The sequence below is a fragment of the Paenibacillus sp. JT22N12 genome (assembly GCF_056269365.1).
Genome location: NZ_JBWDNU010000027.1, coordinates 18,404 through 29,523, shown reverse-complemented (window position 1 = coordinate 29,523; position 11,120 = coordinate 18,404). Strand labels below are relative to the sequence as shown.

Sequence of the window (11,120 nt, the reverse complement as noted above, 5' to 3'; positions counted from 1 at the left end):
TTAGCAATGACGAGCAGGGCGGCCAGAAATTTCAATAGGTCCAGCCCGCTTTCATTCCGTTTAGACAGCATGGATATGTTATCCTATACCGGCGAATGCCGTCACGATGAATCCTTCAGCTTGCCGCCCCAAGCTTCAAGCAGATTATTGAAATGCCGTAAACATGTATGTTCCAAAAGCATGCCTTCATGCAGTTCGTGTATGGCCGGGTTTGAGCTTAACGACGTCAGCTTACCTGGCGGAAGCGGCTGTCTAAAGGGATTTGCGAGATTCACCAGCACCAAATGCCCTTCGTAGACCTCAGCTCTGCTTGCCTGGTAGGAAGTACGCCTTACACCTGAATAACTGCTTTTTTGAATCTGAGATGCGTGGTTTGTTTGTCTCATCGTATGTGAGCCTCCCGAATGTTTGTGATAGGTTATGAGAATCGAATGCTCCTACTTCAAGATAACCCTGATTCATTAAGAGGCTTTTAAAAAAAGCTTAACAAAAGATAAGATTTCTTGCTTATTTATAAATGAACGAGGCTGGAGCTGGCTATGACAAATGAAGAAATAGACCGCCCTTTAGCAAAAGGTACGCGGTCTATAATGAATTTCTTCGTTCACTGCTCAAATTATATCGAGTTTCATTCTCAAATCGCAGACTCTTCCTGAGACAAATCGATGTTCTCCAGCAGCCAGCGGGAATAGCAAATCCGCAATTGCATGTTCAATATTTGCCCCCGTTAGCGGAGAAAAGGTAGCGATGTTGTGGAACTATGGGCAGTACTTAGGGGTACCGGCAATATTTATGAGAGAGAGTTTTCATGAATCCAGTCATTGGCCCGGATATTTCAAAAGGTAAATGTGATGGACAAGTTTTCTTAGACAAAGGCCAGCCCTTTGGACACCCCTTTTGTATTCAGCATAAACAAGATGGGCTTAAGCAGCTTCTAGACGATATTTCCAACGTGCAGATGAAAGCCGAAAAAGCCCCGATTGTTATTTTAGAATAAACGGGACACTATCACCAAGCCGTTATCCAGTATTTAGAGGAGCGCAGCATCTTATTCTTACGGTCGCCGACTTCTCCTGCACGACGCCGTCGACAAACAGGCGCCAAGACGGTTTTCGGTTATTTCGGCAGCTGGATGCCGTAAATTTGATTCCCTTTCCAGATTAAGGCGGAGTTGCTATCGTACATAACGGGACCGTAGCTTCCGTCGGATTTAAGCGATAGCGTTGCCTTTAATTGGCCGGTTATCAGGTCGTAGAATTCGACGATGCCGTTATCTTTTTCCCTGATCACAATTCTATTGGCAACGGTGAGCCTGTCGCTGCCTTGCGACTCTTTTCCCCAGCTCATGATTTCGCCTGTTGCAATGTTGAGAGCCTTCAGGTCGCCGCCCCGCGTATCCCCCAGGAACAGCATGCCTGCAGCGTAACTCCCCGTCATATAATAATCGGCCGCAAGCGGTATCGTACGCAGCGGCGCTTGTCCTTTCGAATAAGCAGAGAAATTATAGACGCCAATCGCTTTGCCTTGATTGATGTATATCCGGTCATATGCAAGAACCGCATCCGATGCGTACGGCGTCGTCTGCACTTCCGACTGTGGAATGGTCCAATTATAGATAAGGGAACCCGCAACCTTCCCCGATTGGATATCGATCTTGTCGATCGTGACATGACGCTCGGAGGCATCCAGATCAAGCGGCATGTTCTCCACAAGCGAATAGAGATTGGAATTGGTGTTAAGCATCGAAAACAAATGGCCGCGCTGCTCCCAAAGATGCTTGCCCGTTCGAATATCATAAGCCTCGAGATTCCCGGAAATGTACGCGCCGTCCGCTTCGAAGCCTCGAATCATCGTCGTTCCCGACACCGAGACCGTCACGTTCGGGTCTCCGACCCCTTCATCTGCCGGGTGGAAAATTTTGGTCAGGCGCTTCCCACTGTCAGCGTCGTAGATCTCCGTCACATGCGACTTTAGAACAAAGACGTAACCGCCGGCCGCTTGCACATGTTCGTTCTCTTCATAGCCGCCGGTTTGCGCTGTCCATATCGTCTTCCCCGACCAGGATACGGCCACCAGCATGCCGCCGTTGGTCACTGTATAGATGTGATCGCCTTCTTGGTCGCTCCATGTCGCCAGAGCCGGCTCCAGATAGGCTCCGAATTTCCATATCCGCTTTCCGGTTAACGTGTCGATAGCGAGAAGCTGGCCTTCCTTCATCGTGAGCAACGCTGCCCCTACTTTGATCGCTTGGTCGCCTTTGTTCTGATATCCGCCAATGTTTTGTGTCCATTCGGGATGCAGTTCCGGCGCACTCGACGAAACGGCACTAACGTCCCAAGGCGTTTGAGCTGCATAAGCGGGCAGTCGGCCCGGCAGCATGAACTGAGCCAAGACGCATGCGCTTAACAAGCAGACCGACAAGCCGCGCTTTGCTTTCCTATTCAATTCTTTTCCTCCCCCTATCCTCATCTTGCCATCCGGCGCTTAATAAGTAAGACGCAATGAATGAGCAAAAGTTACCATGAGATATTGGAATAAGTTGGTATATGGTAAAATGATACTATAATTTATTAAATGGGGAGATTTATCTATGAGTAAGATATTTAACCATGTCGAACAATGGCTAGGTCAACGTCACTGTTGGCTTCAAGATGCTGAATCACGTATTATCAAGAATAACTACACCCTGTCGAGCATATGAGAAGAACTATACTGCTATTAGTTGTATTGGTTGGAATTATTTCTATAGGGTATCTGGTGCTTACAACTAACGAAAAAACTAATAATAACACTGAAACTATTGAGCAGAATATTATAAAACTAAAGAATGAAAATCGTACTGCAAAATTCGCTGATCTTACTCCTTTTGTCTGGGATAAGGCTTTTATAATTGAAGATCCTTTTTTCAATGAAGAAGCTCTTGATAAGATTGTTGGGGTTAAAACTAATTTGGATAGGTTAGAAACTGATATTAAACGTAGAATTATTTTTGTGAATGAAGGGAAATTTGTTTTCGATTACATTTATGATATAAGAGAATTTATGTATAAAAATGCTAGAACAATAGAGCTAACAAAAAATAGTTCCATTCTTGTAGAGAATGGAACTATTAAACCCATCGTCTTAAAAATTGAACAATGATAATATTTTTGCTCTATCTCACAATCAGTGCTTGACAGTTAGACCAAATCCGATGACGATTGCATTCGATGAATGCCCGCTATTTGGGAGGCTCCCTCTCGGGAGCCTTGCTTACACATCGAAAGATGATCCGAACGACTCAAATCAACCGATCTCAGCGCATCTTCACATAGTTTGCAAACACGACGCCAAGAAATGACGAAGGGATAATCTTCAAGCGTAAATCATGCTTTGTTATTTCCTGGTCATTCAACGGGAGCGAGTACTAGGGCGTTAAGGTTTTCTTCCTGATGTTTGTCCACCCCATAGAAATGAGCCGTATAATAAACACCGTTTTGCTGCCACACGTAAAACGTTTGAGTTTTGAACTTCAATTGATTGCTATCGGAATGGACAGGCTCCGTATAGATATTATCGTTATCCGCATAGGCGGTAATTCCGATCCCGTTCATCTCCAACTTGCGCAGGAACGACAGCCTTTTCACGTCCACAACAGGTGCCTTGCTTTGATAAAACTCAATACTGTCATTTAGTTCATACAGGGGAGAATTGAAAGGAACTCGATATGAATTCCACAAAACATCCGTGTCCGGTCTAAAATAGAACTTGGTGTTCTGATCGTCAGCCCGCATCAGAGATGAATCGGAAAGTTTAAGACCATAATCTGAGACATCAACCGGAATCTTCACTGGAAAGCCAAGAATACGCTTCGCTTCTTGCAGGTCCGTCTCGTCATATAAAGCGAATGAATTGCCCTCACCTTTATAGTCGACATGTTGAACCTGGCCTGGCGAAACAAAGGATTGCACGACTTTCGCCAGTTCATCCTGGGAAAGATCATTGCTAAAGAAATTAATCGTATACATGACACCGTTATCCTGCCATACAAAGCTTTTGGCCGTTTCAGGTTTTTGCTTGGACCAGATCTTGGTAGTCGTGTACATAACACCATTGATATTGCCGATTGTCATGTCTTCTTGCCTGTCGGAAGGCGCGCGGTCCAGCGCTTGGGGATACGGGGCACCCCACAAAAAATTATGCTCCATCAGTGTACCGTTTCCTTTGGCAGCAACCATCTCGAAATAGTGTTCGTCTTTCTGGCCAAAGTTGGATACGAAAGTGATGGAAACTGAATTAATCAAGTCCGCTTTATGTGCTTTCGCGAAACTCTCGCTCAAATTTATATTTTCCAATTGATACCGTTCAGGCATATAATCAGGTACTTTAAATTCAAACTTTGAAAAATTGATTGCCCGGTTCAGGTTATTAAACCATTTGTACGAGGGAATCAGTCTGTCGACCTCAAATTGGGCAACCGGATTCTCTTCCTCCGGACTCTCCGCCCGGGAGGAGGCGTTTGATTCGACTTTAGCATTGGTGAGCAAAACTGCGCCCAAGAGGAGGATCAACACAACAGCCATGGCAGACAGCTTGTATGAACCTTGTTTGAACTTTGTGATCATGGTAACTCTCCGTTTCGTTTCATTCTTGTTGTTGAAATAATAGGAAAGATGAACCCGCGGCGAAGAGCTTCGGGAAAATAAACGCGACAGCATAAGAAGTGTCATGCCGTAGGAAGAAGATCCCCGCTCGCCCAGCAGCTCAAGCACAGCCGCATCGCAGGCCATTTTCCGATCGGAGGCCATTTTGCGCCGGGCCAGCCACACGAAAGGATTAAACCAATGCAGCCATACCGCTAACGTCCACAAGGAATTGAACCCTAAATCCTTGCGTTTATAATGGGCTAGTTCGTGTAAAAGAACATGCGCCAGCTGCCGGGAATCGGCGATTACAGCAAAATCCTCCGGCAAATAAATTCTCGGCTTTCTCACTCCGTAGATGCAAGGGCTGTAAAAACCGCTTATCTCATACACCGGAATGATTTGTTTGATTCCGAGTTGTTTACTGCACGCTTTAAGAACGGAAAGTACCTCTTCGTCGTCGATCGGACGGGAGTGCTTGAGTTGTTTTCTGAATCTGAGCGTCACAATCAAATAATACATCCCGAGTACGGCCAAACCTCCAAGCCATATCCATAAACCGATTTTAAGTATATTGGACCACAACTGTTTTTTCTCAACGGCAGGAGGAAGAGAAGTTGCCCTTGCTGAAACAGGTTCTTCAAGCTGCTTTGCCGATAAATTGGAAGGCAGGTTTTCTTCTGTTCGTTGCGGCCAAGGCGCCTTACCGGATGCCAAAGCAGCAGGAGAGGAAGACCCGTTATCCCCGCTCTGATTTACGGATCCGGAATGGTCGGCCGGACGGCTTTGAACGGTTGTCCATTTGTCGGCTGTCGCTTGCGGCACCAGATTAAACAAACTGATGGAACTCGACGGACCGACAGGAATAAGAAGCCTAATTAATACAAGGAACCATAAGACGTAAATGAATCTGGGTTTCAGCCGCACAAGGAACAGCAACCGAATGCCGAGCAGCAGCAAGACGATTACCGACGATGCCAACGATGCGTGCAAGATAACGGCGAACATCGTTTTCATGATGATCATGATTTTTTCTTCTCTTCCAGCAGCTGTTGGAGCTCTTCGATATCTTTCTCCGAAAGAGTCTCTTCCTCAAGAAATTTCGCAAAAAGCATGCCTACGGCACCGTTATAAACCCTGTCCAGAAAGGATCGGTTCTCGGTTTTTAAGTAATCTTCATATGAAACCAACGGATAATAGAGATAATTCCTGCCGGACTTTTCGAAACGGATCGCATTCTTCTTGTGCAAGCGGTTCAGAAAGGTTTTGATTGTCTGATCCGACCATTGCATCTGCTCCGTCAGCTTGATAATGATCTCATTAGCGGATAACGGCTCTTTCTGCCAAAGAAGCTTCATGACTTCAAGTTCGGCATCGGTAATGTGAGGGGGATTATTCATAGTCTTAACCTCTTTTCAATCCCAAACTTTTCGTTTACATCTGTAAACGCTATTTAAAATTTACACATATAAAAGAATATTGTCAACCGGAGAGATATGTTGTATTCGTTGATGGCATGAGATGGAGGGATGTATATTTGTCGGCGTAATTGTAAGGAAGTTCTTGCCGCCCGACATCCTGTTTCCTTCGCCATTTCAGGGTTTCCGCCAAAAATTTCGCCTGAAAGAATATAAACAAGCACGTCCGTTGATCCAGACTTATTATTAATCGCATTAACAGTATTATCAATAATCCCTTTTTCATGATGAAGATATTTGATGATGTTGTTTACATCTACTTTCTCTAACATTATTTATCCCCTTAAACAATCGATTAGATGAGAATCTGTCACTTAAATAGTTTGCACCGACTTCATATGCCTCGCTGCGGACCGGCGTTATACCGGATTGCGCTAGTTACTGCATAAAACCGGAATTCCATATCGCCATATCCGAGAACATGAACAGCGCGAGGACGAAATAGAGAATATTGAGCAGGATTTCAAGGCCGACTAGCCTTACTGTCCAAATCTTTGCAAAGAAGCAAAAAAGGAGCTGCCGCAGCAGCTCCCTCGTCAATACCTTGATTAAGCCATCGTGATCCGTTAGTTTAACTAACGATGTGCGTTGTCTGCTAACCTTGTTGTCTAAAAGCCCAATAAATCCCTCTGTCATAAAATTTGACGCCAAAGAGTCGGATTAGAGCAATGATCAGAAGACCTACCAAAATCCCCGTCATATTGGTCATCACATCCACAACATCCGTGATACCTAGACGAAAAACATATTGAGAGAGCTCAATCAGCAGGACCAAAGCCAATCCCGCGAACATTGTCCGCCAGAAACCTCGCAACAGCAGATAAAGCATCCAACCAATAGGAATAAAAATCAGAATATTGGCCAAAGTTTCTGCATTAGAATTCCAGAAGACCGCCCGCCACTGCAGATTAACCCCGGCAATGCCATCACCGTAAGTCTTGAAAAGAATAAAAATCATGCTACTTAGAAAATACACGATGACTTCCAAACAAACAAACCATTTGTAAAAGCGCCCACGGCAAAGCTGGTAAATGTTAGCCGCAAAAACCAGATTGGTCAAAAGAATGAGAGCCGTGGCTGGCCAGATACTATCAGTAGCAGCCACTCCAAACATAAGCCTGAGCAAATAGCTCCCAAAGCGCCCATAAAACCACAGATAGGCGCCCAAAAATGGAAGAAAAAGAATAGTTGTCAAAATAAGTGCTGTTCTTTTAGTCATAACTTATTCTATGATATTGACGCTGCACTTTCAATAAGGCACTTTGCTACCTGCCTTTCACTTCAACAAAAGAGCAGCCGATCATGTGCTGGCTGCTGTCGTGTTGCTTTAAACTATAGTCTCTGTTAGCATAATTTACTTCTCCGGGCAAGAAGAAGAGGAACCCCCTTGCATTCTCGCCTCGTTCCTGGTGTTTGAGCTCTCGTACCCGTTAGCTCAATAATCTTTGTTTGATAATGGGAATTTGAGGTAACTTGATTGTATGTAATAAACACGCTCGAACTCCGATTCATAATAACCAACATTATATTGTGTTATATCTATGAGGTCCCTGAATGTATTTGGAAGCTTGGAATTCATCATTATAAAATCAAAGTTTACTGGAAATTCCTGAGTGTCAGGATTAGGTGTGTGAATGTAAGCTGCATCAGCTCCAGTATCTTCCTCATGGACACACCCTCCATCTCGAACCACAAATACTTACTTCCCTTACGGGGGACTTGCACCTGTACGTCTGCCAGCGGACGATGTAATGTTCAGTACGCTCGCCGCAGATAGAGGCAAACGAAAAAGCCCCGGAGTAATTCCCCCGAGGCTTCCGTCTCACCGATTTGTGTCTGCTTACTGTTGACTAGCCAGGTAATTGGCAAGTTCCTCGAACGTGCCTTCGAACCCTTGTGCAACCATCGGTGCCATCGCGTCGAATGCTTCCTGTTCCTCAGCAGAAGCATTGAGCGGTCCGCCCTGCAGCGTCAAAACCGTCGTTCCCTCGTTTTCTTCGAGCGTTAGAATATTCATAATCTCAAGCGGCCAGTTCGGATTGAACGGGGCGCGAACGGTGTTCCCTTCTTCATCGGAAAAGGATTGGACCCATACCAGTTTCTCCGGCGCCTGCACTTCCTGGTAAACGAACTTGCCCCACATGGCGTGCTGCCCATCCGGAGACTTCTGGCAGCCGAGGAACATACCGCCTGGACGGACGTCCATTTTTGCTACATCAAGCGAGAACCCCTGAGGCCCCCACCAATTGCCAAAATGCGCCGGATCGGTCCACACCTTAAAGACCAGTTCACGAGGGGCGTTAAACTCACGTTTTAATAAAAGTCCTTGTTGTTGGTTGTTCATTAGATTTCCTCCTTGAAATTTAGGGATGAACCTGTTCTTTTCAAATGAATGAGATAATCGGATAGACGGTCAAAACGTTCTTCCCACATGCCGCGAAACGATCCAAGCCATTCATCCATTTCAATTAAGGGTTCCGGGCGCAGTCGGTAGATTCGCCGGTTGGCGTCCGCCCGTACTTCGACAAGACCTGCTTCACTCAAGATTTTCAGATGTTTGGATGCCTGGGGTTGACGAAGGTGCAACCGATCCGCGATGTCCCCGACCGTAAGCGGACCTTCGCGCAACAGTTCGATGATCTGCAATCCGTTGGGTTCCGCGAGCGCGTTCAAGGTTGTCGTATTCATTGGCCCCTCCCGATGATTTCTGTTACAGTGTGCTGGAGGCTTGCTTCAGAAGGCCCGACAGCAGGGCAAGATCCGGAGTGTCCCCTTCCCGCAATTTGATCCACTTCCGTTCGGCAGGTCCTTCGAATCCCTTTGGAAAGTCGATGCCGTTTGCATTCATGATCATGAACGCAATGGCGTCCTTTGAAGGCGAAATAACCGCTGCATACTGTCCATTTTTCAGAAAATGCGGTTTCTTGTACTGAATGCGTTCTTCGGCTTCCGGAATCGTCCCATGAATCATGTCCCGCAGGGTTGAACTGAATCCCCCCTGCCATTTTGGCAAATTTTCGATGTAGGCCGTAACTTCCTGATTCACTTTATTTTCCCTCCTATTTGGATAGTTCATTGCTTATGGAGAAAATATACCACTTCCAGAATATTCCCGTAAAGGAATATATAAATTTTTCCTTATTTATGCCGGTTCAACCTGAAACATGAACAACCTGAACTTCTTCCCCCGCGTAGTGCCCGGACTGTATAATGAATTTTTCCATGCTAACCTGCCAGATACTTCAATGGAACAGGGAACAGCACCGCGGCGTCTGCTCCCTGTTTCTGGTTAAACCATAGTACCCGTTAGCTTAAAGATGTTCGGCGATATCTGCCTTCTCTACCACATTCTCCACCCATTGAACTTTGTTTTATTAAATGGCATGAAAAAAAGTAAATGGTTGGGAGAACAAAAGTGTAAAAAGATAAACCATTTGGTTTTTTTCTATTCAAGTTTTGACCACCAATTTATTTTTATGGGAATTTTTGTTTACCCATGTAGGAATCCAAGCGATGGAAATTCCAGTGACGAGTGCATGAATCGTGTTAGCTACATCTGTGATGTGCGGTTCTATAGGAATTGCCCAATCATACCATGAAAGCAATAGTGCAGTCCCGATGGTGATCATACTGTAATAAATAACAGGTCTAGCAGTTTTTTGCCGTAATTTACTGTAAATAAGTGCACCAATTACATTTACAATAATGGACACAATGAGAATCGAAACAGGATTTAACTGTACAAAGCTGACCTCCAACAAACTACACAAAATATAGTATAGGATAATACTGAGACCACCAGCTACAATTCCAACAACAAATCCTACCTTCAAATTGTTTTTCATTCTGTCTCCTACTTTCTTAATTGAATTAAAGTAGACTCGAAATGTATGATTAAAATAGGGGATTAGCTTATTTTCTTACATATAGCTTCGAGTATCCATTATTCCTGCCAAACTTATAGACGGCTATAATGCCCACCGTTGGCTCATCCATTATGAGCAGCTTGGCCGATGTGTGATTGCATTTCCTGCGGTACAATCCCGATGTTCATCTTCGCAAAATTACCGTGTTTAGCAATACTCTTGCCAAGATCTTCGATTTCACCCTTGGTGACCCGGAGCTGAGAGACAATCAAGTTAATGGCCAAATCACCAAATTTCATAAGCTGCTTAATTTCAAGTACGTTCATGCGTAACACTCCCGTTTCGTCTTTAGGATAATGTAATTGTAATAAAAAAGGATGCCCCTGTGACAGTGCACAAGTTCATCCTTAACCCCTGAGAATCTTCCTATTTAAACTCATCTTATCCGTGAGGAATTAAATATAGTGACACTGAAGCCTCTTGAGCGATCGACGATAATCGTGCCATTAACTGACTGCAATATCCTGCCCGTTAGCGCAGTGGATGGGACTATTCGTATCCTGGTGCACCGGTGTATTGGCTGTCCGTGAGCGACCATAAGTTACTGTCGTTGGCGTTTATTTCCTTCGCTTTGACGGACGATCTCGTCAACGACGTGCTCGATCGGTGCGGTGGCATCGATTTTAATTCCGTTTTTCGGAATGTCTTCTTTCGTTTGGTGCAATCGCGCAATGAGTTCCCGTTCCGTTTTCTTTCCGCCCCACTCATTTTCCGGTGGCTTGTCAAGCCGCCGGTTCAATGTGTCAAGGTCGACCTCGAGGACAAACACGCCGTCAAATAGATCTATGAATTTTGAAAAGTTCCTGGAACCACCACAGAAAAATGTTACCGCCTCATCCTGGTTGGCGACCAAAGCTTTTACTTTATCTACATGCCAAATGTGGTGCTCGTGCGTGACGCCATCCGTCCATGTACCAGTTTCCGGATCGCCTTGATAAGCCAATTCACGGTCACCATTAATGGCATGGTAGCCGCGCCGCTGCAATTCTTTGCAGACCGAAGTTTTGCCGGTGCCGGAAACGCCTTCAATCAGATAATTCCTAATGCCCATGGCTAGACCCTCCATTCAACTGGATAAGCATAATATATTGGAT

13 protein-coding genes and 1 pseudogene are annotated in these 11,120 nt (G+C 45.1%); 2 read left to right on the top strand and 12 right to left on the bottom strand.

Annotated features, from left to right (window positions below; genetic code table 11):
* Positions 1-101 precede the first annotated feature (101 nt).
* Positions 102-386 (bottom strand): hypothetical protein, encoded by a 285-nt coding sequence (locus AC0YOA_RS37410; protein ID WP_475790844.1) that lies wholly within the window; start codon positions 384-386, stop codon positions 102-104.
* A gap of 422 nt (positions 387-808) precedes the next feature.
* Between AC0YOA_RS37410 and AC0YOA_RS37405 the strand changes: the two genes are divergently transcribed.
* Positions 809-997, top strand: coding sequence for a hypothetical protein (locus AC0YOA_RS37405; protein WP_475790843.1), 189 nt, complete (start codon positions 809-811; stop codon positions 995-997).
* A gap of 119 nt (positions 998-1,116) precedes the next feature.
* Here AC0YOA_RS37405 and AC0YOA_RS37400 read toward each other — a convergent pair whose 3' ends face one another.
* Positions 1,117-2,445: an outer membrane protein assembly factor BamB family protein gene (locus AC0YOA_RS37400; protein ID WP_475790842.1), complete on the bottom strand. Its 1,329-nt coding sequence runs from the start codon at positions 2,443-2,445 to the stop codon at positions 1,117-1,119.
* Between the two features lie 252 nt (positions 2,446-2,697).
* On the opposite strand from AC0YOA_RS37400, the gene AC0YOA_RS37395 reads away from it, so the two are divergent.
* Complete coding sequence (locus AC0YOA_RS37395) at positions 2,698-3,141, top strand: hypothetical protein (protein WP_475790841.1); 444 nt, start codon at positions 2,698-2,700, stop codon at positions 3,139-3,141.
* Between the two features lie 245 nt (positions 3,142-3,386).
* On the opposite strand, the gene AC0YOA_RS37390 is transcribed toward AC0YOA_RS37395, so the two are convergent.
* From AC0YOA_RS37390 to AC0YOA_RS37345, 10 genes and pseudogenes are all read right to left on the bottom strand, one after another.
* Positions 3,387-5,648 carry a M56 family metallopeptidase gene (locus AC0YOA_RS37390; protein WP_475790840.1) on the bottom strand — a complete coding sequence of 754 codons (2,262 nt, stop codon included), beginning with the start codon at positions 5,646-5,648 and terminating at the stop codon, positions 3,387-3,389.
* The gene (locus tag AC0YOA_RS37385) at positions 5,645-6,022 is read right to left on the bottom strand and encodes a BlaI/MecI/CopY family transcriptional regulator (RefSeq protein ID WP_475790839.1); all 378 of its coding nucleotides are present in this window, start codon (positions 6,020-6,022) and stop codon (positions 5,645-5,647) included. Before AC0YOA_RS37385 ends, AC0YOA_RS37390 begins: the two co-directional genes overlap by 4 nt.
* Positions 6,023-6,075: 53 nt before the next feature.
* Complete coding sequence (locus tag AC0YOA_RS37380; RefSeq protein ID WP_475790838.1) at positions 6,076-6,372, bottom strand: hypothetical protein; 297 nt, start codon at positions 6,370-6,372, stop codon at positions 6,076-6,078.
* Positions 6,373-6,695: 323 nt separating this feature from the next.
* Entirely contained in the window at positions 6,696-7,319 is a 624-nt protein-coding gene (locus AC0YOA_RS37375) for a VanZ family protein (RefSeq protein ID WP_475790837.1), read from the bottom strand.
* A 621-nt stretch (positions 7,320-7,940) separates the two neighbouring features.
* Positions 7,941-8,444: an SRPBCC family protein gene (locus tag AC0YOA_RS37370; RefSeq protein WP_475790836.1), complete on the bottom strand. Its 504-nt coding sequence runs from the start codon at positions 8,442-8,444 to the stop codon at positions 7,941-7,943.
* Positions 8,444-8,788, bottom strand: a complete 345-nt coding sequence (locus tag AC0YOA_RS37365) for an ArsR/SmtB family transcription factor (protein ID WP_475790835.1) — start codon at positions 8,786-8,788, stop codon at positions 8,444-8,446. Before AC0YOA_RS37365 ends, AC0YOA_RS37370 begins: the two co-directional genes overlap by 1 nt.
* 22 nt (positions 8,789-8,810) lie before the next feature.
* A complete protein-coding gene (locus AC0YOA_RS37360; protein ID WP_475790834.1) occupies positions 8,811-9,146 on the bottom strand; it encodes a DUF1801 domain-containing protein in 336 nt (111 codons plus the stop codon).
* Between the two features lie 403 nt (positions 9,147-9,549).
* Entirely contained in the window at positions 9,550-9,945 is a 396-nt protein-coding gene (locus AC0YOA_RS37355; RefSeq protein WP_475790833.1) for a hypothetical protein, read from the bottom strand.
* A gap of 179 nt (positions 9,946-10,124) precedes the next feature.
* Positions 10,125-10,292, bottom strand: a pseudogene (locus tag AC0YOA_RS37350) (export ABC transporter ATP-binding protein); the annotation flags it as partial.
* A 275-nt stretch (positions 10,293-10,567) separates the two neighbouring features.
* Positions 10,568-11,077, bottom strand: a complete 510-nt coding sequence (locus tag AC0YOA_RS37345) for an AAA family ATPase (protein ID WP_475790832.1) — start codon at positions 11,075-11,077, stop codon at positions 10,568-10,570.
* Positions 11,078-11,120 lie beyond the last annotated feature (43 nt).